Below are 21,856 nucleotides of genomic sequence, written 5' to 3'. Positions count from 1 at the left end.
CGGGCCCGCGACGGCGACCGCCTACCCTGACCTGCGTGAGCAGCACCGTGACCACCCCGCAGCAGACGACCGAGGCGCCCGAGTTCGCCGCCGTCCGTGAGGCCGCGCAGCGCGCCCGGGCCGCCGCCCCGGCCGTCCGCGCCGCGGGCGAGGGGCGGATCGACGACGCCCTGCGTGCCGCCGCCTCGCTGATCCGGGACCGGGCGCACGAGCTGCTCGACGTCAACGCCGCCGACGTCGACGCCGCCGAGCGGAACGGCATGGCCGCGGGCCTGCTCGACCGGCTGCGTCTGGACCCCGAGCGGCTCGCCGGCATCGCCACCCAGCTCGAGGTGCTCGCCGCGACCCCCGAGCCGCCCACCGAGTGGCCGGTCCGCACGCTGGAGACCGGTGAGCGGGTGTTCGAGCGGCGCATCCCGGTCGGCGTCATCGGCGCGGTGTTCGAGGCCCGTCCGAACGTGACCGTCGACGTCGCCTCGCAGGTCCTCAAGGCCCGCAGCGCCGCCGTCCTGCGCACCGGGTCCGCCGCGCTCGGCAGCGCCACCGCGCTCGTCGAGCAGGTGCTGCGTCCCGCGCTGGCCGACGCCGGGCTCCCCGAGGCCGCCGTGCAGCTCGTCCCGCTGCCCGGCCACGCCGGCGCCGAGGCCCTGGTCGGGCTGCCCGACCTGGTGCCGCTGGTCGTCGTCCGCGGGTCCGGGGACGTCACCCGCAAGCTGTCCGTGCTGGGCGCCACCGCGGGCACCCGGGTGCTCGCCCACGCCGACGGCGGCGGCGTCCTCTACCTCGACTCCAGCGCCACCGAGGCCGACGTCACCCGCCTGGTCACCGACTCGACCGACCGGCTCGGCGTCTGCAACCGGCTGAACCTGCTGCTCGTCGACCGGCCCGTCTACGACACCCTGCTGCCGGTCGCGAAGGCCGCGCTCGACGCCCGCGGCGTCGCGCTGTCGCTGCCCCCGCACGACCACCCGCTCGGCCACGAGTGGGCCCTGGACTCCGGCGCGGAGGCGCACGTGACCGTCGCGGTCGTCGACGGGCCGGACGACGCGGCCGACACCGCCGCCCGGGAGACCTCCGGCCTGGCCGCGACGATCTGCGCCGCCGACGAGCAGGTCGCCCGGCGCTTCATCGACCGCTACACCGGCACCGGGGTGTTCTGGAACGCCCCGTCCCGGCTGCTCGACGGCTACAAGCTGCTCGGGCTGCCCGAGACCGGCATCAACGTCGACCACACCCCCGGCCCGCGCGGCCCGGTCACCTACCGCGACCTCGGGCTGCGCCAGTTCGTGATCCTGCCGCCCGAGCACGCCTGACCGGGCAGGTTGTCGGGGGTGGGGGATAGCCTCGCCCCCGTGTCCGTGATCGCCGACAAATCCGCTCTCGAGCTGCACCGGGCCACGCTGGCCAACGGGCTGCGCGTGCTCGTCGTCCCGGACCCGGCCACCCCGGTGGTCGGGGTCTCGGTGCACGTCGACGTGGGCTTCCGTTCCGAGCCGGAGGGCCGCACCGGCTTCGCGCACCTGTTCGAGCACCTGATGTTCCAGGGCAGCGAGAGCCTGGAGAAGCTGGAGCACTTCCGGCAGGTCCAGTCCGCGGGCGGGATCTTCAACGGCTCGACCCACCAGGACTACACCGACTACTTCCAGGTGCTGCCCGGCGCGGCGCTGGAGCGGGCGCTGTTCCTGGAGTCCGACCGGCTGCGCGCCCCGAAGCTCACCGTCGAGAACCTGCGCAACCAGGTCGACGTCGTGAAGGAGGAGATCCGGCTCAACGTCCACAACCGCCCCTACGGCGGGTTCCCGTGGATCCTGCTGCCGCCGGTCCTCTACGACACCTTCCCGAACGCGCACAACGGCTACGGCGACTTCTCCGAGCTGGAGCAGGCGAGCCTGGACGACGCGGCCGCGTTCTTCGACACCTTCTACGCGCCGGGCAACGCGCTGGTCACCGTGCACGGCGACCTGTCCGAGCACGGCGTCGACGGCACCCTCGCCCTGGTCGAGCGGCACTTCGGGGACATCCCGGCCCGGCCCGTCCCGCAGCGGCCGTCGTTCGCCGAGCCCGCTCCCGGCGCGGAGCGGCGGCAGACCGTGACCGACGCCCACGCCCCGCTGCCCGCCCTCGCGCTCGGCTACCGCGTCCCCGACCCGGCCGCCGAGCCCGACGCCTACCTGGCCCACGCCATGCTCGCCACCGTCCTGGCCGACGGCGAGGCCTCGCGGCTGCAGCGCCGCCTGGTCCACGGCGGCGGCGACGGGGCCGGGCTGGTCACCGACGTCTCGGCGTCCAACGGCCTGATGGGCGGCCCGTTCGACGCCCGCGACCCCGACACCTTCACGATCACCGCGGTGCACCCGGCCGAGGTGTCCGCGGACCGGGTCACCGCCGCGGTCGACGAGGAGCTGGACCGTCTCGCCGAGCAGGGCCCCGGCGCGGAGGAGCTGGAGCGCCAGACCGCCCGCTGGGTCGCCGCGCTGCACCGCGAGGACGACCGCGTCATGTACCGGATGCTCGGGCTCGGCGCCCGCGAGCTGCTCTACGGCCGCGCCGAGCTCGCCGTGGAGCTCCCCGGCAGGCTGGCCGCCCTGACCGGTGCCGACGTCGCCGCCGCGGCCGCCCGGCTGCGTTCGGCCGGGCGGGCCGTGCTGAGGGTCGAGCCGTCCGACGAACCGACCGGGGACGGCGACGCGTGAGCGACCCGACCCGTCCCGGCACCGTGAACCACACCGAAGGGGGCTCCGCGTGAGCGCCGCCCGCACACACCGCAGCGCGGAGGAGATCGGCCGCACCGAGCGCGGCCCGCGCCCGCTGCCCGCGCTCGGCCGCACCAAGGAGGTGCCGCTGCCGGACGTGCTCACCGAGACCCTGCCGAACGGGCTGACCGTCCTGGCCGCGCGCCGCCCCGGGGTCCCGCTGGTCGAGACCGTCCTGCGCATCCCGGCCGCCTCGCCGGAGCCGGTCGCCGACGCCGCCCGCACCGCCGGCACCGAGGTGCTCGCCGAGACCATCCTGACCGGCACCGCGGGCCGCGACCGGATCGGTATCGACGACGCGCTGGCCTCGGTCGGCGGGGAGCTCGGCGTCGCCGTCGACCCGGAGTACCTGCAGGCGGGCGGCTCCGCGCTGGCCACCGGTCTGCCGACGGTCCTCGACGTCCTGGCCGACGTCCTCACCGCCGCCACCCACTCCGACGCCGAGGTCGCCCGCGAGCGGTCCCGGTTGACCGAGCGGATCGCCGTCGCCCGCGCGCAGCCGCGCACCGTCGCCCGCGAGGCGCTGATGCGCCGCCGCTTCGGCGACCACCCCATCGTCTCGGAGATGCCGACCGCCGAGGCCGTCGCCGCGGTCACCCCGGAGCGCGTGCGGGAGCTGCACGCCGACGTCGTCGTCCCGGACGGGGCCAGCCTGGTCCTCGTCGGCGACATCGACCCCGAGGCCGCGATCGCCGAGGTCGCCCGCCGGCTCGGGGGGTGGACCGGCGACCACCCCGCCCGGTGGCTGTCCGCCCCGCCGGTGCCGCGGGCGGGCGACCTGGAGCTGGTCCACCGGCCCGGCTCCGTGCAGTCCCAGCTGCGCCTCACCGCGCCCGGCCTGGACCGCACCGACGAGCGCTACACCGCCTTCCAGCTCGCGAACCTCGTGTTCGGCGGCTACTTCTCCTCGCGCTGGATGGAGAACATCCGCGAGGACAAGGGCTACACCTACGGCGCGCACTCCGGGCAGGAGTTCGTCCCCGGTGGCGCGGTGCTCGGTCTCGACGCCGACGTCGCCTCCGACGTCACCGCCGCCGCCCTGCTCGAGACCCGCTACGAGCTCGGCCGCATGGTGGCGGTCCCGCCGACCGAGCAGGAGGTCACCTCGGCCCGTCGCTACGCGATCGGCTCGCTGCTGATCTCGCTGGACAGCCAGTCCGCGCTGGCCGGCACCCTGTCCGCGCTGCACGCCGCCGGGCTCGACGTCGACTGGCTCCGGGACCGGCCGCGCCGGCTGGAGGAGGTCACCGTCGACGAGGTCGCCGCGGCCGCCACCGCGCTGTTCGCGCCGACCCGGTTCACCGGGGTGGTCGTCGGTGACGCCGACGTGGTCGGGCCGTCGCTCGCCGCGCTCGGCGGCGTGGTCCGCGGAGGCGGGCGATGAGCCCCGGGGACTTCTCCCTGACCGAGGAGCCGGTGCTGTCGCGCAACGCGCTGTCCCGCGACGAGAACCGGCGCCTGGACCCGGGCTACGTGCGCGACACCTGGGCGAAGGCGCGCGTGGTCGTCGTCGACGAGTCCGGGCGGACCCCGGTGGACTGGGAGGTCGAGCCGGGCCGCGAGTTCCGCGAGGTCGACGCCGCCGCCTGGGACGACGCGGCGGGCCGGGGCGGGCACGTCCGGACCCGCGCGGGCACCGACGTCGCCGCGGAGCCGCCGGCCGAGGCCGTGCTGCTCGGCGAGCGCGAGGGCGTCCCGTACTGGGCGGTGCGGGTCGGGACCGAGCGCACCGCCGACAGCGACATCTTCACCGGCGAGGGGGAGTGGGCCGACCTGCGCGCCGCGGGCGCGTTCCTCGACCCGCTCGGGTCCGGGCTGCTCACCGGCGCGGTCGCCACGCTGAACTGGCACGACCGTGCCCGGTTCTGCGCGATCGACGGCACCCGCACCCGCCCGCACGACGCGGGCTGGGCCCGGGTCTGCGACAACGGCCACGAGGAGTACCCGCGTACCGACCCGGCGATCATCTGCCTGGTGCACGACGGCGCGGACCGCGTCCTGCTCGCCCGCCAGCCGGTGTGGCCGGCCGGGCGCTATTCGGTGCTCGCCGGGTTCGTCGAGTCCGGCGAGTCGCTGGAGGCGTGCGTGCACCGCGAGATCTCCGAGGAGGTCGGCATCGCGGTGTCCGACGTGCGGTACCTCGGCAGCCAGGCGTGGCCGTTCCCGCGGTCGCTGATGGTCGGCTTCCACGCGATCGGGGACCCGGACGTGTCACTGACCCCGCAGGACGGCGAGATCGCCGACGCGCTGTGGATCACCCGGGACACGCTGCGGGCGGCACTGGCCCGCGGCGACTGGGGCACCCGGGACGAGCCCGACCCCACCGGCGGGCCGGTGGTCATGCTGCCGGGGAAGGTCTCGATCGCGCGCACCATGCTGGAGTCCTGGGCGGCCGCCGGGGGCTGACCCCGCTCGCGTCGCGGCGGCCCGCCCCCGGTGAGGTACCGGTGGCGGGCCGCCGCGCTCCGTGGTGGGGGTCGGGGGAGGTGTCAGACCCCGAGCCGGGTCTTCACCTCGGAGAAGCTGGGGTTCGTCGCGACCGACTCGTCCGGGAAGACGACGGTCGGCACCGTGCGGTTGCCGCCGTTGGCCTTCTCGACGAACGCCACGGCGTCCGGCTCGCGCTCGATGTCGATCTCGTGGTAGCCGATGCCGGCCTGGTCGAGCTGCAGCTTGAGACGACGGCAGAAGCCGCACCAGCTGGTCGTGTACATCGTCAGGTCCGCCATACCGGGTGCAACGGGCCCGCCCGCGGGATTCTTCCCGCCCCGCTGTGACCTGCCCGCCATCCGGACGGGCGGGACGGGCGACCCGTGACCGTCGGGGGTGGGTGTCAGGATGGGTGGGTGCCGTCCCGATCCACCGCCCGCCCCGCCCGTGCGACCCGCGCCGTGCCGGACCCGGCGGCCCCGATCGGCGCGGACGGTCTGGACCCCGAGCAGCGGGCCGCGGTGCACGCGCCGCGCGGCCCGGTGTGCGTCCTCGCGGGAGCGGGCACCGGCAAGACCCGCACGATCACCCGGCGGATCGCCCACCTGGTGACCTCGGGCCACGTCGCCGCCACCCAGGTCCTCGCCGTCACCTTCACCGCCCGCGCCGCGGGGGAGCTGCGCACCCGGCTGCGCGCGCTCGACGCCTCCGGGGTGCAGGCACGCACCTTCCACGCCGCGGCGTTGCGTCAGCTGCGCTACTTCTGGCCGCAGATGGTCGGCGGCAGCCCGTGGCCGCTGCTCGACGGCAAGCTGCGGCTCGTCGGCCAGGCGGCCGCCCGCGCCCGGGCCGGCACCGACTCCGACGCGCTGCGCGACCTCGCCTCCGAGATCGAGTGGGCGAAGTCGACCCTGGTCGCCCCGTCGGACTACGCCGCCGAGGTCGCCCGTCGTCGCCGCGACACCCCCGGCCCGGCCGAGCAGGTGGCCGCGGTCTACGCCGCGTACGAGGAGCTGAAGAACGCGAGCGAGCAGCTCGACTTCGACGACCTTCTCCTGCACACCGCGATCGCGCTGGAGGAGCACGGCGGCGTCGCCGAGGAGTTCCGGTCCCGCTACCGGTGCTTCGTCGTCGACGAGTACCAGGACGTCACCCCGCTGCAGCAGCGCCTGCTCGACGCCTGGCTCGGCGACCGCGACGACCTCACCGTCGTCGGCGACGCCAACCAGACGATCTACACCTTCGCCGGGGCCTCACCGCGGTACCTGCTGGAGTTCCCGCGCCGCTTCCCCGACGCCGCGGTCGTGCGCCTGCAGCGCGACTACCGCTCCACCCCGCAGATCGTCGGCTGCGCGAACCAGCTGATCGGCGCCGCCCGCAACCGGCCCGCCGGGTCCCGGCTGCAGCTCATCGGGCAGCTCCCGCCCGGCCCCGACCCGGACTTCTCCGAGCACGACGACGAGGCCGGCGAGGCCGCCGCCGTCGCGGGCCGGATCCTGACCCTGATCAACGACGGCACCGAGCCGTCGGAGATCGCGGTGCTGTTCCGGATCAACGCCCAGTCCGAGGCGTTCGAGCAGGCCCTGTCCGACGCCGGCGTGCCCCACCAGATCCGCGGCGGCGAGCGGTTCTTCAACCGGCCCGAGATCCGCCGGGCGATGCTCGCGCTGCGCACCGCGGCGCCGGACCAGCGTCCGGGCACCGACCTCGTCGACGTCACCCGCGCGGTACTCACCGCCCGCGCCGGGCTGACGGACGAGCCGCCGAAGGGTGCGACGCTGCGCGCGCAGTGGGAGTCGCTGCTGGCGCTGGTCGGCGTGGCCGAGGAGCTGGCCGCGGTCGAGCCGCAGGCCGACCTTCGCCGGTTGTGCGGGGAGCTGGAGACCCGCGCCGACCACGCGCAGGCGCCCGTCGTCAACGGCGTCACGCTGGCGTCGCTGCACGCCGCGAAGGGCCTGGAGTGGGACGCGGTGTTCCTCGTCGGACTCGCCGACGGCACCCTCCCCATCGGCCACGCCGGCGACGACGAGGCCGCCGTCGAGGAGGAACGCCGGCTGTTCTACGTCGGCGTCACCCGCGCCCGGCGGGTGCTGACGATGTCCTGGTCGCTGTCCCGTGCCTCCGGGCGCGGGCCGAAGCGACGCCGATCGCGGTTCCTGTACGGACTGATCCCGGACTCGCACCCGGCGTCCCGGGTGGCCGGCGAGCGCCGGCCCGGGGGAGCCCGGCCCACGTGCCGCGTCTGCGGGACCCCGCTGTTCGGGGCCACCGCCACCAAGCTCCTGCGCTGCGGCGACTGCCCGTCCGATGTGGACCTGGAGCTGCTGGACCGGCTCAAGCAGTGGCGGTCGGCGGCGGCGAAGGCGCAGGACGTGCCCGGCTTCGTCGTGCTCACCGACGCCACGCTCACCGCGATCGCGGAGCAGCGGCCCGCCGGACCGGCGGCCCTGGTGGGCATCCCGGGGATCGGCGCGGCCAAGCTGGACCGCTACGGCGACGACGTGCTGCGGGTGCTCGCCGAGCACGCGGCGGAGGGTGCACGACCCCCTCTTCGGTAGGGATCGGCGTGAACTTCCGGCGAGACTTCGAATAATCGGTTGCAGTGCCGTGCGCAGCACTTCTAGTGTCGTCGGCACCAGGTGGAGCGCCATGCTCCCGACACAGGCGCGTCGCGCGGGAGACCGCGGGCGGAACCGGAGGAGGTGACGAGATGGGCACGATCGACACGACCGACCTGATCGGCACCACCCTGTCCGTCCCGGCCCCGGTGTGCGTCCCGGAGCAGACCGTCGTCGCGCACGACGTCGCTCACGCGGGCATCGCGGTCACCGCGGGGTCCGGCGTCCGTCGTCGCCACCAGGGGGTGGCGCTGATCGCGCCGTCGACGCTCCGCGCCACGGGTGAGGTGTACCCGCTGGGCGGCATGCCGGTCGCGGTCGCCGGCCCGATCTTCGATGACAAGTGCACAGCTGCGTTCGTTCCCGGACGCCGAGGGGGTACCTGACCCTCGGCACCCAGCGAGTCCCATCGGGGCCGCGGAACCCACGCACACGGGTTCCGCGGCCCCGATTTTTTTGTCCCCGATTCCGTCCCGAGAGATGACAGATCCTGACCAGACCGGTCTGACCAGTTGCAGAGAAGTTCGATCGAGGAGGTCGATCGTGTACGTGCGATCCGTTCCGTGTGACGGCGGAATGATCACCGAGCAGTCCGGCGGCGGCGCCGGACCCGACGGGGTGCGGCTGCGGTCGGTGCCGAGCGTGGGCTCGGCCCTGCCCTGCCGCAACGGCGACGCGGACCTGTGGTTCGCCGAGGCCCCGGCCGAGCTGGAGGAGGCGAAGTCCCGCTGCGGCGGCTGCCCGCTCCGGCAGGCCTGCCTGGACGGCGCGCTGGAGCGCGCCGAGCCGTGGGGCGTGTGGGGAGGCGAGATCTTCGACCACGGTCGGGTGATCCCGCGCAAGCGCCCGAGGGGGCGTCCCCGCAAGGCCGACCTGGAGCGCGACCGGGCACTGGCCCTGGCCGCGAGCCGCTGACCACAGCCGTTCGGGCGCGACCCGCGCCGCGGCGCCGCCGACCCACCAGACCCGAGGAGACCGAGACATGAACGACCTGAAGCCGGCACCGGCCGTGCGACCGATTCCCCGCACCGACCGTTCGTCCCACCTCGTGAACCAGGAGAACGTGATGACGCTCATCCAGGAAGCGCTGGCGAGATCCCATCAGCAGGAGGCGCAACGGGCTGCGGCCGAGCACCGGCTCGCACGCCGGCTCACCGCGGGCCGCGGCTGGTCCCGGGTCGCGGCCTGGGCCGCCTCCCGTGCCGAGCGGGCGCGGCTGCGCGCCGGCTGATCCCGCCGCCGACCGATGCGATCGGTGCCCCGTCCGGACCCCGCGTCCGGGCGGGGCACCGTCGTGTCCGGACCTGCCGGTCCGCCGGTGGGAGGGTGCCTGCTCGCTTTGCTCTGCTCACCGATACGCAGCACCGCAGGTCAGGGCGCCGACGACCCGGTGAAGGCGTCGGCGAACTCCGCCGACGGCGCGATCTCGGTGATCACGTCGACCAGCACGCCGTCCGGTCCGGCGACGACGAAGTGCCGCTGCCCGAAGTCCTCGTCGCGTACGGGGAGCAGCGCCTCCAGCCCACCGCGGACGACGAGACGGTCCCACTCGGCGTCGACGTCGTCGACCTCGAGGTTCACCAGCATCCTGCCGGCCGACCGCCCGCGGTACGCCGCCGGGATCGTCGGATGGTCCCGGTCGAGGACGGCGAGCTCGAAGCGCCCGCGACGGAGGCTGACGTACCAGTCGGTGTCGAAGACGATCTCGAATCCCATCGGCCCGGTCCAGAACGTGCGGGCGACCGGGACGTCGGCCGTCGCGAGGACCGGATAGCAGCTGTGGAGCACAGCACCCTCCCGTTTCGCATACCATCGGTATGTGAAACGTACCGACGTACCCTCGGTACGTCAATCGGGGAGGTGGCATGGGAGTTCGGTCCGAACAACGCGCGCGGACCCGGCAGGCGCTGCTGGACGAGGCGGAGCGCCTGTTCGCCCGCGACGGGTACGGCGCGGTCGGGCTGCCGGCCGTCGTCGCCGGGGCCGGGGTGACCAAGGGTGCGCTCTACCACCAGTTCGACGGCAAGACGGCGCTGTTCGCCGCGGTCCTGGAGCGGGTGGCGGGCCGCGTGGCGGACCGGGTGGTCGCCGCGGCGGACGCGGTGCCCGACCCGTGGGGACGGCTCGTCGCCGGGTGCCGGGCGTTCCTCGACGCCAGCACCGAGCCGTCGGCGGCGCGGATCATGCTCGTCGACGGGCCCGCCGTGCTGGGCTGGGCGCGCTGGCGTGAGCTGGACGCCGCGTCGTCGGGGCGGCACCTCGTCGAGGCGCTGACCGATCTCGTCGAGCGCGGGGAGCTGGCGGCGCAGCCGGTCGAGCCGCTGGCCCGACTGCTGTCGGGAGCCATGAACGAGCTCGCCATGTGGCTCGCGGAACCCGGCACGGCCCGTGGGGAGCGACCCGGAGCCGGCGCCGACCGGGAGCGGCCCGGTGTCACCGGCCGGGATCGGTGCGGAGCCACCGACCGGCGGACCGGAACCACGACGGGGCGGCGGGACGACGACCGGACCGCGGAGCGCGACGACGACCGGGCCGCGGCGCGGGCCGCGCTCGACCGGGTGCTCGACGGGCTCCGCGTCCGCCCCTGACCCCTCGACGCCCCCGACGGCCCCGCACGCGGCGCCGACCTGCGCTGCTGCGTATCGGTGAGCAGAGCAAAGCGACGACAGGACACCCCCGTCCCGCAGGACCGGAGTACCGGAGGGGAGGGGTCAGCCGGTCGGGGCGTCCGGCTCGAACATCTCCGGCTGCCACTCGGCGACGATCTCGCGCAGCCGCACGTGGGAGTCGAGCTGACACAGGATGCCGACGGTCCCCATCGTCACCCGGTGCACCAGCAGGAACCGCGGGGGCAGGTTCAGCGACCGGCCGATCGCCGCCTCCGGGCTGCGGAGGTCACCGACCCGCTCGGCCTGCTTCTGGATCCACCGGCGGCTGAAGTGGAACTTCTCGGTCCCCAGCGGCTCGGTGAAGGGTGCGAGGTAGCCGAGGATCTGCTCGGACTCGATCCGGGCGCCGTCGCGGACGAACCCGGCCGAGCGCATCAGCGCCATCAGGTCGCCGCTGCGCCCCTCGAGCGCGTACTTGGTCATCGTGACCAGCTCGGGGGGCATGCCGTCGGGCATCCGGGCGACGGCACCGAAGTCGAGGACGAGCAGACGGCCGTCGTCGAGGATCCCGAAGTTGCCGGGGTGCGGGTCGGCGTGCAGCAGGTGCGCGCGGTCCGGCGCCGAGTAGTGGAAGCGGGCCAGCTGGTTGCCCGCGTGGTCGCGCTCCTCGCGGGTGCCGTCGCGGATGATCGAGGCCAGCGGGCGGCCCTGCACCCACTCGGTGATGACGGCCTTGGGCGCGGACCCGACCACGCGGGGGATCTTCACGTCCGGGTCGTCCTCGTAGAACGCGGCGAACTCGCGCTGGTACGCGGCCTCGTCGCGGTAGTCGAGCTCCTCCTCCATGCGGTCCTTGAGCTCCGCGACCAGCGGCTTGATCTCCATGCCGGGGACCAGCGGCTGCAGGATGCGGCTCATCCGCCCGAGCTGACGCAGGTCCGAGCGCAGCGCCTCCTCGGCGCCGGGGTACTGCACCTTGACCGCGACCTCGCGGCCGTCGCGCTTCCAGACCGCGCGGTGCACCTGGCCGATGCTGGCCGAGGCGGCGGGCGTCTCGTCGAAGTCGGCGAACCGCGACCGCCAGGACCGCCCGAACTGCTGGGTGAGCATATAGTCGACGTCGGCCATGGGCATCGGCGGCGCCGCGGACTGCAGCTTGGTGAGCGCCTCGCGGTAGGGCTCGGCGTACTCGTCGGGCACGGCCGCCTCGAACACGCTCAGCGCCTGCCCGAACTTCATCGCGCCGCCCTTGAGCTCGCCGAGCACCTCGAACAGCTGCTCGGCGCTCTTGGCCGCGAGCTGGGCCGCGATCTCGTCGCGGTCACCACCCGTGAGACGGCGCCCGAACCCTGCTGCGGCACGTCCGGCGACGCCGAGCGGGAGGCCGGCGAGCTTGGCGGTGCGCGAGGCGGTTCTTCGGGGAATGTCGCTCACACGGTGATTGTCCACCCGGCCGGGGGAGTCCCGCACGGCGCGGTCGGTCCCGGTGCGCTGTCCGGTACCGCCGCAGCCGCTGTGCCGCAGGGACAACCGGGTCGTCGGAACCCCGGTCGGGTGACGACCGTCGCCGCGTCCGCGTCGACCTCCAGCACCGCTCCCCACGACGCGGGCGGGCGGCCGCCGCGCACCGGCCCGTCGACCGCGGCGAGCACCTGGCCGACCGCCACCGCCGCCGTCGCGACCAGCACGTGCGGTGACGCCGACGACGGCCCGCCGACCGCGCCGGCCGCCCCCGCACAACCGGGGCACGGCCCCCGGCCCGGCAGGACCAGCGGCCCCACCACGCCGCGGCCGTCGCGCAGGGCCACGAACAGGTGCTCCGACGGCGCCTCCGGCGGCACCGGCCCGTCGCCGACGAGCACCACCAGGTCCGCGGGCACCCGCCGGGGCGGATCGGTGTCGACACCGGCGTCGCGCAGGAACGCGCACAGCTCGTGACCGCGGTCCCGGCCGGGCCCCACCGGCAGCCCGGCCAGTACGTCGTCGGCGCCCGTCACGCCGCCGACCTGCGGGTACAGCTGTCCGATCCCGGCCCGGGCCAGCCCGGTGACGACCGCCACGGCGAGCGCGCCGTCGCCGCGGACCCCGACGAGCGTGCCCTCACGGCGCCGCCGGACCCGGTCGTCGACGTCCGGGTCGGTGAGCAGCCCCGCCCGCCACAGGACGGCGAGCAGCACCGCGACCTCGTCGTCGCCCCCGGTGAGCGCACCGGTCGGGCTGGGGCCGTCGGCGAGCCGGTCCAGCGCGGCGACCGCGGCGGGGGACAGCTCCTCCAGCAGCCGGGCCCGCGGTGGGCCGGACCCGATCCGGCGGGCGCGCGGCCCGGCCGGGAGGACGGCGAGGTGGGCGGCGAGCGCGAGCCGTGCGGGCAGTCCGGTCACCGGCGCCACGGTGCCCGGTCCGTGCGGCGACGGGGCCGGAACGCGTCCGCGCCGTTCGCGTCCGCGAACCGGGGCGGCCTACCCTGGACCCATGGCGAGTCCCCCGGTAGAGGTCCGACGCAGCGCCCGCCGGAAGCGCATGGTCAGTGCCCGGCGGGAGGGGGAACGGCTCGTGGTGTTCATCCCCGGCTGGATGTCCGCCGAGCAGGAACGCGACTGGGTCGCGGAGATGGTGCGGCGCGTCGAGGCGAGCGAGGCCCGCCGTCGCTCACCGGGCCGCGACAACGACGAGGCCCTGATGCGCCGCGGCCAGGAGCTGTCGAAGCGCTGGCTCGAGGGGCGGGCGCGGCCGTCGTCGGTCCGGTGGGTGCCGACGATGCGCACCCGCTGGGCGTCCTGCACCCCCGACGACGCCACGATCCGGATCAGCGAGCGCCTGCGGGACGCGCCGGGCTGGGTCGTCGACTACGTGCTGGTGCACGAGCTGGCCCACCTGCTGTCCGCCGCGCACGACGACGCCTTCTGGTCCTGGGTGCGCCGCTACCCGCGCACCGAGCGGGCCATCGGCTACCTGGAGGGCCTCAACGCGGCCGCGGAACTCGGCATCACCGGAGTCGACGGCGATCCGGCCACCGCCGACGAGACCGACGGGGTCGCCGACGCCGACGGCGGGGTCGGTGGGTTCGGCCCCGGGATGGAGCCGGTCCGCGCGACCGGGACCTGAGCCGGGCTCAGGAGTCCTTCCGGTCCGTCCCGTCCTCGCCGTCGGTGTCCTCCGCCGCGGGCTTCTCCGGGGTCCCGGGCTCCTCCGGGGTCCCGGACGACTCGGCCTTCTTCTCCGCGTCGGCCGCCATCTGGCGCTCCAGCTCGGCGATCGGGTCGTCCGGGACGGCCCCGCCGCCCGCGCCACCGCGTACGAAGGCGGCCGGGTCGTCCAGGTCGTCGGCCGACGGGATCAGGTCCGGGTGCGCCCAGACCGCGTCGCGGCCCTCGACGCCGCGCTCGGCGCCCAGCAGCTTCCACAGGTCCGCCGCGGCCCGCAGCTTCCGCGGCCGCAGCTCCAGCCCGACGATCGTCGCGAACGCCTGTTCCGCGGGCCCGCCCGAGGCGCGGCGGCGGCGCATCGTCTCGCGCATCGCCTCGGCCCCGGGCAGCCGGCCGGTCAGCGCCTCGGCGACGACGGTGTCCACCCAGCCCTCGATCAGGGCGAGCAGGGTCTCGAGCCGGGCCAGCGCGGCCTTCTGCTGCGGGGTGTCCTCCGGCTCGAACATGCCGGACTGCATGGCCTCCTGGATCGACTCCGGGTTCGACGGGTCGATGCCGCGGGCGAGTTCCTCGATCCGCGAGGTGTCCACGGTGATGCCGCGGGCGTACTCCTCGACGGCGCCGAGCAGCCGCTCGCGCAGCCAGTGCACGTGGGTGAACAGCCGCTGGTGGGCGGCCTCGCGCGCGGCGAGGAACAGCGTGACCTCGCCGGCCGGGCGGTCCAGGCCCTCGGTGAACCGGGCGACGGCCTCGGGCAGCAGTGCGGAGGTGCGCTCCGGGCCGACCGGGATGCCGAGCTCGGTGGAGGTCAGCACCTCCTTGCCGAGCTGGGCCAGACCCTGGCCGAGCTGGCTGCCGAACGCCATCCCGCCCATCTTGCCGAGCATCCCCAGCATCGGGCCCGCCGCGCCGCGGACCTCCTCGGGCAGACCCTCGACCCAGGCCGAGGACAGCCGCGTCGCCACCGGGTCGCAGAGCCGCTTCCAGGTCGGCATGCCGGCCCGCACCCAGTCCGACGGCGTCCAGGCCTTCACCTCGCCGCCGGAGGAGGGGAACGACGTCGCCGGGTCGAGCCACAGCTCCGCGAGCTTCACGGCCTCGGCCACCCCGCTGCGCTGGGCGTCGGTGAGCGACGACGTCGACTGCGCGAGCTGCTGGGTGGCGATCCGGGCGGCGAGGTCGTAGTCGACGGGGCCGCCGTCGGAGGAGCCGCTGCCGGAGAGCATCTGGCCGAGCTGGGACAGCATCTGCCCGAGCTGGCTCATGTCGAACTGACCCCCGCCGGGCATACCCGGCATGCCGGGGATCCCGCCCGTGCCGAACGCCGCGAACGGGTTCTGGCCCGCGCCGCCGGAGGCACCCGACGGATCGTCGGACTGGGGGTGCGACCCGAAGCCGAACGGGTCCTTCGGGCCCTCGGGCTCGCCCTTCCCGTCCTTGCCCGACGCGCCCCCGTCCGTGCCGGAGGCGTCGCCGGAACCCGAGTCGGGCTGGTCGCCGGGCTCGCGGTCGCGGTCACGGTCGGCGGGGCCGAAGCCGAAGGGGACGTCGCTCATGGCGTCCACCGTACGCGGGCCCGGGGGGTGGCCGCCGCCCCGAGAGCCGGTGGATCGGGCCTGGTGGGGCGGTGTTCGCTGCGAGCGGACCGGGGAACTAGGAGCAGCCGGCGGGCGTACCGCCGGTGTCGAGGGTGGTCAGCGCGCCGACCGCCTCGTCGAGGGTCCCGACCCGCACGAGCTGGAGCCCGTCGGGCGCGTCCTCGGCGGCCTCGGTGCAGTTCGCGGCGGGCACCAGGAACGTCTGCGCACCGACCTCGCGGGCCTTCAGCATCTTGAACCGGATGCCGCTGATCGGCCCGACCCGGCCCTCGGCGTCGATGGTGCCGGTGCCGGCGACGAAGCGGCCGCCGGTCAGCGGACCCGGGGTCAGCTTGTCGACCAGCGCCAGGCTGAACATCAGACCGGCCGAGGGGCCGCCGACGTCGCCCAGGGTGATGGCCAGCTCCTGCCCCTCGGCGGGGGAGGTGGCCGGGGTGATGCCGAGGAAGGCCCGCGCCGGGTCGTCCGGGTGGGCGGCCGGGGTGACGGTGACCTGGCGCGGCGCGGCGTCCCCGCGGCGGACCGTGAGGGTGACCGGCTGCCCGGGGCGCGCGGCCCCCATGGCGTCGAGCAGGCCCTGGACCGAGGTCACCGGGGTGGCGCCCACGGCGCGGATCTCGTCGCCGGGCTCCAGCACCCCCGCCGACGGCGAGTCGTCGGTCAGCGCGCCGACGGTGACCCGGGTCGGCAGGCGCAGGTGGTTCAGCGCCGCGGCCTCGGCGTTCGCGATCGAGCCGTCGAACTCCTGCTGGTTGGCCTGCGTGACCTGCTCGGTGGACTCGCCGGGCGGGTACAGCGACCAGCGCGGTGCGAGCCGGTAGGTGCCCGAGGCCCACAGGCCGAGCGCCCGCAGCGTCGAGATCCCGTCGGTGACGCCGACGGTGGTCATGTTCAGGTGCCCCGTCGTCGGGTAGGTCGGCAGCCCCTCCGCGGAGACGACGGGCGTTCCCTCGACCTCGCCGAGGGTGTCGAAGGTCGGCCCCGGCCCGAGGGCGACGACCGGCGCGGGGACCACGGTCCCGACCGCCGTGAGGGCCAGCAGTACGAGGACCGCGGTCACCCACGTCGAAGATCGAACGCCCACGGGACGGAACCCTACGATCGTGCGAGGGCGACGGCGCGCCCGACCCCGGTCCGTCCTGCGACGATGCGGTCCGGGGCGCCGGTGGAGAGCCGTCCGATGTGTCGTTTTCGTCCCGACACGCCGGGACCCGACCGCGACTTCACCGAACCTCCGTACAGTTGCCCTCGGAGAACCGTGCCGTCCCCCCAGCCGGCCGCGCTCTCCACGTGTCGTACCCGAACTGTGGAGTGTGCCCGTGTCGTCCATGCGGCCCCCTGTGGGAGCGCCGTCGCTGACCCGCCGAACCCGGATCCTGCTGGTCGCCGCGGGCGTCCTCGTAGTGCTTCTGCTCGGTGGCTCACGGCTGTTGAACTTCTACGTCGACTACCTGTGGTTCGGCGAGGTCGGTTTCCGGAGCGTCCAGCTCACCCGGCTGTTCACCCAGATCGTGCTCTTCGGGGTCGTGGCCCTGGTGGTGGGCGGCCTGGTCGCGCTGACGCTGTGGCTGGCCTACCGGTACCGCCCGGTCTTCGTGCCGGTGTCCGGCCCCGAGGACCCGGTCGCGCGCTACCGGACCACGATCATCCAGCGCCTGCGCCTGTTCGCCGTCGGCGTGCCGGTCGTGATCGGTCTGATCGCCGGGCTCGCGGCGCCGACGCAGTGGCAGACCGTGCAGATGTTCCTGCACGGCACCCCGTTCGGCCGCGCCGATCCCGAGTTCGGCAACGACATCGGGTTCTACGCCTTCACCCTGCCGTTCCTGCGGATGAGCCTGAACTGGCTGTTCGTCGCCGTCGCGATCTGCTTCGTGCTCGCGCTGGTGACCCACTACATCTTCGGCGGCATCCGGCTGTCCGGCCGCTCCGGCTTCGTCTCCACCGCCGCGCGCGCCCAGCTGGCCGTGCTCGCCGGGGTGTTCGTGCTGCTCAAGGCCGTCGCCTACTGGTTCGACCGCTACGACCTGCTGTGGTCCAACCGCAACGCGCAGACGTTCTACGGCGCCACCTACACCGACCTCAACGCGGTGCTGCCGGCCAAGCTGATCCTGCTGGTCATCGCCGTGATCTGCGCGCTGGCGTTCTTCGTCGCCGCGTTCCGCCAGAACCTGCAGATCCCGGCCGTCGCCGTGGTCATGCTGGTGGTCTCCTCGATCCTCGTCGGCACGGCGTTCCCGCTGGTGCTGCAGCAGTTCGTCGTCGCGCCCAACGCGAACGTCAACGAGGCCCCGTCGATCGAACGCAACATCGCGGCGACCCGGGACGCCTTCGGCATCGGGCCGGACAAGGTCGACATCACGCCCTACGCGGGCACGTCCGAGGCGACACCGGCCCAGGTCCGGGCCGACACCGACACCATCCCCAACATCAGGCTGCTCGACCCGGGCAAGCTCAACCGCACGTTCACCCAGCTCCAGCAGCGGCGGAACTTCTACGGGTTCTCGCCCAACCTGGACATCGACCGCTACACCGTCGACGGCACGACCCGCGACTACGTCGTCGCGGCGCGCGAGATGAACGCCAACGGCCTGGTCAACAACCAGCAGGACTGGATCAACCGGCACCTGGTCTACACCCACGGCAACGGGATCGTGGCCGCGCCGGCGAACCAGGTGAACGAGGCGCTGGAGGACGCGGGCGGCTCCGGCGGCCTGCCGAACTTCCAGGTCTCCGACACCCAGCAGCAGGGCTTCGTGCCCGTCCAGCAGCCCCGCATCTACTACGGCGAGCTGCTCGACAACCAGTACTCGATCGTCGGTGCCGAGCCGGGTACCGCGCCGCGGGAGTACGACTCCGACGAGGCGCAGTACACCTACACCGGTGCCGGCGGCGTCCCGATCGGCGGGCTGTTCAACCGCTCGGTGTTCGCGCTGGCCTACGGCGAGCGGAACATCCTGTTCAACAACTCGATCAACGCCGACTCGAGGATCATGTACGTCCGGAACCCGCGGGACCGCGTGCAGGCGGTGGCCCCGTGGCTGACGCTGGACAACGACCCGTACCCGGCGGTCGTCGACGGGCGTGTGCAGTGGATCGTCGACGGCTACACCACGCTGCAGAACTTCCCCTACGCCGAGCGCGTGCAGCTGGGTGACGCCACGTCGGACTCGCGGCTCGGGCCCAACGGGCAGCAGCTGCCGAACGACACGATCAGCTACCTGCGCAACTCGGTGAAGGCCACGGTCGACGCCTACGACGGCACCGTGAAGCTCTTCGCCTTCGACGAGTCCGACACGGTGCTGCAGACCTGGGAGAAGGCGTTCCCGGGCACGGTCGAGCCGCGCTCGGCGATCACTCCGGACCTGCAGGCCCACCTGCGCTACCCGGAGGACCAGTTCAAGGTCCAGCGTGAGCTGCTGACCCGCTACCACGTCGACGACCCGAACGAGTTCTTCTCCACCGTGTCGTTCTGGGACGTCCCGTCCGACCCGACCGTGCAGGGCGGGAACGGCGGCAGCCAGGACGCGCAGCCGCCGTACTACATCTACGCGGGGCTGCCGGGGCAGCAGGGCGCGTCGTTCCAGCTCACCAGCGCGCTGGTGAGCCTGCGGCGGCAGTTCCTCGCCTCGTACGTCTCGGCCAGCTCGGACCCGGACACCTACGGGAAGCTGACCGTGCTGCAGCTGCCGAACGAGACCCAGACGCTCGGCCCGCAGCAGGTCCAGGCCCGGTTCCTCGGCTCGCCCGAGGTGTCCTCCGAGCTGAACCTGCTGCGGCAGAACCAGACCACGATCGACTACGGCAACCTGCTGACGCTGCCGGTGGCCGGTGGTCTGCTCTACGTCGAGCCGGTCTACATCGAGCGTGCGGGCGGTCAGGACAACTCGACCTACCCGCAGCTGGCCCGCGTCCTGGTGTTCTACGGCGACCGGCTCGGCTACGACGCGAGCCTGTCCCGGGCCCTCGACGAGGTGTTCGGCGCCGGAGCCGGTGCCGCCGCGGGCGGAGCCGCCCCGACGACCGGGCAGCCCGCCCGGCCGACGACGCCCACGACGCCGGCCACGCCGAACGGGCAGGGCGCCCAGACCCCGGCGGCGCCCAACGCGGCGCAGGCGACTGCGGCGCAGCAGATCCGTGCGGCGCTGAACGAGCTCAAGGCGGCCCAGCAGTCCGGTGACTTCGCCAGACAGGGCGAGGCGCTGGCCGCGCTGGACCGCGCGGTCGCGGCGTTCCAGGGCGCCGGCGGCTGATCATCGTCGGGCCGGACCCCCCTGCGGGAGGGGTCCGGCCCGGTGTGTAGGGTCGTTCCCACAACACAGACGGAATGCACGCGGTTCCGTTCGGCGCGGGGTGGAGCAGCTCGGTAGCTCGCTGGGCTCATAACCCAGAGGTCGCAGGTTCGAATCCTGCCCCCGCTACCACCCACGAAGGCCCCCAGGATCTCCTGGGGGCCTTCGTTCTCGCCGGTTCCGGCCCGGTCGCCGGGAGCGACCCCCCTCGGAGGGTCGATGAACGTCCGGTGTACGGTGGGGACACAACACAGACGGGATCGCACGCGGTCCCGGACGGCGCGGGGTGGAGCAGCTCGGTAGCTCGCTGGGCTCATAACCCAGAGGTCGTAGGTTCGAATCCTACCCCCGCTACAACGGCCAGAAGGCCCCCGGACTTGTCCCGGGGGCCTTCTGCGTTGGCGTTTATGACCAGATTTCGTGACTAGCAGGTCTATGTCCTGCGCGGCTCCGCGCCGCAGTGGTCAGCCGATTCTGGCGCGGTGTGGTCGGGGGCCTCGGCGGGTGGCGACAGCCCGACCATCGACTCCCACGTCTCGCGCAGTCGCCGGACGAGGCCACGCACGTCCTCATGATCCGCCCAGAGTTCCGAGTCGCGTTTGATCCTGGGCACCGTCATCGACGGGATCAGTGCGAGTACGACGATGCCGAAGAGGTCCCAGGGGCCCGCATCAAGATCATCTTGGCGCTCAACCCTCATGCTTGATTGGACCGAACGCATCTCTAGTGGCACTGCGTCAGGGTCTACGGCCCATCTGACTGTCAGCCCCTCGACCAGCGCGGTGAGAGTAACTGCGAAGTCTCTGATCGTGAATGGTGGTCGAGGATCCCACCCTTGGGACTCGAAAAAATCGGCGTACACGCCGACGAGGTGATCTGTGACCGACTCGTAGTGCCGTTTGAGCTGTTGTCTTACGTGGTCGTCGCTGGCCTGCCTTCCCCAAAGGGTCAGAAATAGTGGGACGAATGAACTCTCCCGAAGGCCCTCAAAATTGGTGCGTGCACCGCGGCGCACGATTTCCTCCATCGGGAGTTCACTGGCCATACTGGCCATAACGGAGTTGCTGGCGCTGGACGTGCTCGATAGACGTTCAGCAGACAAAGCGTACGAGACGAGATCGTGGTGGTAGGACTCTTGGTCATCCCAATGATGGTAAAAGGCTCCAATCGTCCGGTTTGCGCGTCGCGCGACCTCGGATGCCTTCACTTGCGAAAAGATCGCCCCTGCTGGCTGATCGTGGAGGATGCTGGCACCGGCTTCGAGGAGATCGAGACGTGTCTGCGCGGCTGACTCGGCCTTCGCTGTACGGCGGGGGCGTCCTGGCATGCCCGCCAACATCTCACATAGTAGCCGCAATGTCAGCGGGTCCCGCCCGTGTGAGGCGCGTCGAGGTCATCCCCGCTTGCAGCCTCAGGTCAGGTGCGGGTCCGCTGGACTGCGATGACGTAGAGGCTGTCCCAGTCGGTCGTGGGGGCTATAAGGATTGCAGGGAGCATCGCGAAGATGGCGACCGTCAGAGTGTCCTGGCCGGAGCTCAGACGTTGAGAGCCCTCGCCGTTACTCCGAGCATGCATGAGAGCGCCGTTGATCACCGTGTTGAAGATTATGGCAATATCAAGCCAGGTGAATCCGTCGGCTAACTGAAGGCCGTATGCTTCCGCGATTCTCTCGTAGATCGCCGCCCACTGCGGGAGTAGTGTATCTTCCTGGGCCTTTAAGAACTCTCGAACCTTCGGGTGACTGGGAAGGGCGGCTTCCACTAGGGAGTGGAGGCCAAATAGTGGGTCGGAGAGGACCAACTCGATCTCGCTCGCCGCCAGTTTACGTATGAGGCCGCCAAAGCTCTCGCTCTCAATAAGCGACTCTGTGACGAGCCGCACCGTGTCCATGTAGGCGGCCTGTGGTGTAGCGCGGAAGAGGTAGGCGATCAGGTCCTCCGTGAATCGGTTCTTCAGCGCCCATCGTTCTTTAAACATTGCCGGCGTTAGTTGTCGAGGCTGGGATCGGGCTAGATCTGCAGTCTCGGATAGCTCAAGGAGTCGCTTGACTGACACGGATTCGAATAGTCGACAGTGGTCCACGGTATCGATTTCGCTGCCTTCGAATCCGAGGAAATCCTGCCGGAGCAGCTGAAGGCCCAGTTCAAGAAAGTCGCGAGTGGCCGCCGTGTTGGCGATCTTCGCTCGGGTGCTTGCAAGCTTGTCTGTCGCCACGTGCTTGAGGATGGGTGTCAGATCGTCAGCATTCGGTGCAGTCGCCGAACTACCAGTCACGCCCAATTTAGGGGCTCTTCCGGATTTAGAGTGCGAGCGCTCCGCAGTGCAGTAGCGACCGGATCCGATAATTGATCAGGTTGCGGAAGCCCATGGCGTTGCGGCGGAGGGCTTCGAGTCGGCCGTTGATGGCCTCGGT

At 73.0% G+C, this 21,856-nt stretch carries 20 protein-coding genes and 2 tRNA genes; 13 read left to right on the top strand and 9 right to left on the bottom strand.

The genetic code is table 11. From position 1 onward, the window contains the following. The first annotated feature begins 35 nt into the window (after positions 1 to 35). The 4 genes from WHI96_RS18560 to nudC are packed head-to-tail and all read left to right on the top strand — an operon-like array spanning position 36 to position 5,159. A complete protein-coding gene (locus tag WHI96_RS18560; protein WP_345653317.1) occupies positions 36 to 1,313 on the top strand; it encodes an aldehyde dehydrogenase family protein in 1,278 nt (425 codons plus the stop codon). Between the two features lie 39 nt (positions 1,314 to 1,352). Next, positions 1,353 to 2,693 carry a M16 family metallopeptidase gene (locus WHI96_RS18555; protein WP_345653320.1) on the top strand — a complete coding sequence of 447 codons (1,341 nt, stop codon included), beginning with the start codon at positions 1,353 to 1,355 and terminating at the stop codon, positions 2,691 to 2,693. A gap of 49 nt (positions 2,694 to 2,742) precedes the next feature. Continuing rightward, on the top strand, positions 2,743 to 4,137 hold the full coding sequence (locus WHI96_RS18550; RefSeq protein WP_345653323.1) for a M16 family metallopeptidase: 1,395 nt from the start codon (positions 2,743 to 2,745) through the stop codon (positions 4,135 to 4,137). After that, complete coding sequence (gene nudC, locus WHI96_RS18545; RefSeq protein WP_345653326.1) at positions 4,134 to 5,159, top strand: NAD(+) diphosphatase; 1,026 nt, start codon at positions 4,134 to 4,136, stop codon at positions 5,157 to 5,159. The genes WHI96_RS18550 and nudC overlap by 4 nt, the downstream gene beginning before the upstream one ends. Before the next feature lie 83 nt (positions 5,160 to 5,242). Here nudC and WHI96_RS18540 read toward each other — a convergent pair whose 3' ends face one another. Beyond that, positions 5,243 to 5,467 carry a glutaredoxin domain-containing protein gene (locus WHI96_RS18540; protein ID WP_345653329.1) on the bottom strand — a complete coding sequence of 75 codons (225 nt, stop codon included), beginning with the start codon at positions 5,465 to 5,467 and terminating at the stop codon, positions 5,243 to 5,245. 177 nt (positions 5,468 to 5,644) lie between these two features. Between WHI96_RS18540 and WHI96_RS18535 the strand changes: the two genes are divergently transcribed. From WHI96_RS18535 to WHI96_RS18520, 4 genes are all read left to right on the top strand, one after another. Beyond that, positions 5,645 to 7,741, top strand: a complete 2,097-nt coding sequence (locus tag WHI96_RS18535; protein ID WP_345653377.1) for an ATP-dependent DNA helicase UvrD2 — start codon at positions 5,645 to 5,647, stop codon at positions 7,739 to 7,741. A gap of 152 nt (positions 7,742 to 7,893) precedes the next feature. Beyond that, on the top strand, positions 7,894 to 8,187 hold the full coding sequence (locus WHI96_RS18530; RefSeq protein ID WP_345653332.1) for a hypothetical protein: 294 nt from the start codon (positions 7,894 to 7,896) through the stop codon (positions 8,185 to 8,187). A gap of 190 nt (positions 8,188 to 8,377) precedes the next feature. Next, entirely contained in the window at positions 8,378 to 8,716 is a 339-nt protein-coding gene (locus WHI96_RS18525; protein ID WP_345653380.1) for a WhiB family transcriptional regulator, read from the top strand. Positions 8,717 to 8,783: 67 nt separating this feature from the next. Beyond that, positions 8,784 to 9,032, top strand: a complete 249-nt coding sequence (locus tag WHI96_RS18520) for a putative WhiB-interacting protein (protein ID WP_345653334.1) — start codon at positions 8,784 to 8,786, stop codon at positions 9,030 to 9,032. Positions 9,033 to 9,172: 140 nt separating this feature from the next. On the opposite strand, the gene WHI96_RS18515 is transcribed toward WHI96_RS18520, so the two are convergent. Then, a complete protein-coding gene (locus WHI96_RS18515; protein WP_345653337.1) occupies positions 9,173 to 9,589 on the bottom strand; it encodes a VOC family protein in 417 nt (138 codons plus the stop codon). A 77-nt stretch (positions 9,590 to 9,666) separates the two neighbouring features. On the opposite strand from WHI96_RS18515, the gene WHI96_RS18510 reads away from it, so the two are divergent. After that, the gene (locus WHI96_RS18510) at positions 9,667 to 10,389 is read left to right on the top strand and encodes a TetR/AcrR family transcriptional regulator (RefSeq protein ID WP_345653340.1); all 723 of its coding nucleotides are present in this window, start codon (positions 9,667 to 9,669) and stop codon (positions 10,387 to 10,389) included. Between the two features lie 123 nt (positions 10,390 to 10,512). Here the strand turns inward: WHI96_RS18510 and WHI96_RS18505 are convergent, their stop codons facing one another. Together WHI96_RS18505 and WHI96_RS18500 are read right to left on the bottom strand one after the other, a co-directional pair. Beyond that, the gene (locus WHI96_RS18505) at positions 10,513 to 11,844 is read right to left on the bottom strand and encodes an ABC1 kinase family protein (RefSeq protein WP_345653343.1); all 1,332 of its coding nucleotides are present in this window, start codon (positions 11,842 to 11,844) and stop codon (positions 10,513 to 10,515) included. Further along, a complete protein-coding gene (locus WHI96_RS18500) occupies positions 11,841 to 12,791 on the bottom strand; it encodes a hypothetical protein (RefSeq protein ID WP_345653346.1) in 951 nt (316 codons plus the stop codon). Before WHI96_RS18500 ends, WHI96_RS18505 begins: the two co-directional genes overlap by 4 nt. A gap of 91 nt (positions 12,792 to 12,882) precedes the next feature. On the opposite strand from WHI96_RS18500, the gene WHI96_RS18495 reads away from it, so the two are divergent. Beyond that, positions 12,883 to 13,515, top strand: a complete 633-nt coding sequence (locus tag WHI96_RS18495) for a M48 metallopeptidase family protein (protein WP_345653349.1) — start codon at positions 12,883 to 12,885, stop codon at positions 13,513 to 13,515. Between the two features lie 7 nt (positions 13,516 to 13,522). Here the strand turns inward: WHI96_RS18495 and WHI96_RS18490 are convergent, their stop codons facing one another. Both WHI96_RS18490 and WHI96_RS18485 read right to left on the bottom strand, forming a co-directional pair. Beyond that, positions 13,523 to 15,112, bottom strand: coding sequence for a zinc-dependent metalloprotease (locus WHI96_RS18490; RefSeq protein WP_345653353.1), 1,590 nt, complete (start codon positions 15,110 to 15,112; stop codon positions 13,523 to 13,525). Between the two features lie 97 nt (positions 15,113 to 15,209). After that, the gene (locus WHI96_RS18485; protein WP_345653356.1) at positions 15,210 to 16,214 is read right to left on the bottom strand and encodes a YlbL family protein; all 1,005 of its coding nucleotides are present in this window, start codon (positions 16,212 to 16,214) and stop codon (positions 15,210 to 15,212) included. 268 nt (positions 16,215 to 16,482) lie between these two features. Between WHI96_RS18485 and WHI96_RS18480 the strand changes: the two genes are divergently transcribed. The 3 genes from WHI96_RS18480 to WHI96_RS18470 all read left to right on the top strand — a co-directional run bounded on the left by WHI96_RS18480 (position 16,483) and on the right by WHI96_RS18470 (position 19,797). Next, the gene (locus tag WHI96_RS18480; RefSeq protein ID WP_345653359.1) at positions 16,483 to 19,404 is read left to right on the top strand and encodes a UPF0182 family protein; all 2,922 of its coding nucleotides are present in this window, start codon (positions 16,483 to 16,485) and stop codon (positions 19,402 to 19,404) included. Positions 19,405 to 19,498: 94 nt separating this feature from the next. Further along, positions 19,499 to 19,575, top strand: a tRNA-Met gene (locus tag WHI96_RS18475). A gap of 148 nt (positions 19,576 to 19,723) precedes the next feature. After that, positions 19,724 to 19,797: transfer RNA gene (locus WHI96_RS18470), tRNA-Met, on the top strand. A 79-nt stretch (positions 19,798 to 19,876) separates the two neighbouring features. Here WHI96_RS18470 and WHI96_RS18465 read toward each other — a convergent pair. The 3 genes from WHI96_RS18465 to WHI96_RS18455 form a co-directional block, all read right to left on the bottom strand. Next, positions 19,877 to 20,488, bottom strand: a complete 612-nt coding sequence (locus tag WHI96_RS18465; protein WP_345653362.1) for a TetR family transcriptional regulator C-terminal domain-containing protein — start codon at positions 20,486 to 20,488, stop codon at positions 19,877 to 19,879. Positions 20,489 to 20,859: 371 nt separating this feature from the next. Further along, entirely contained in the window at positions 20,860 to 21,657 is a 798-nt protein-coding gene (locus tag WHI96_RS18460) for a hypothetical protein (protein WP_345653365.1), read from the bottom strand. A gap of 85 nt (positions 21,658 to 21,742) precedes the next feature. Beyond that, the coding region (locus tag WHI96_RS18455; protein WP_349302426.1) for a transposase at positions 21,743 to 21,856 on the bottom strand (114 nt) is incomplete at its 5' end.

Source organism: Pseudonocardia tropica, assembly GCF_040105315.1.
GTDB lineage: Bacteria > Actinomycetota > Actinomycetes > Mycobacteriales > Pseudonocardiaceae > Pseudonocardia > Pseudonocardia alni.
The sequence above is the reverse complement of the archived record's forward strand: the minus strand, read 5'-3'. Positions and strand labels throughout refer to the sequence as shown.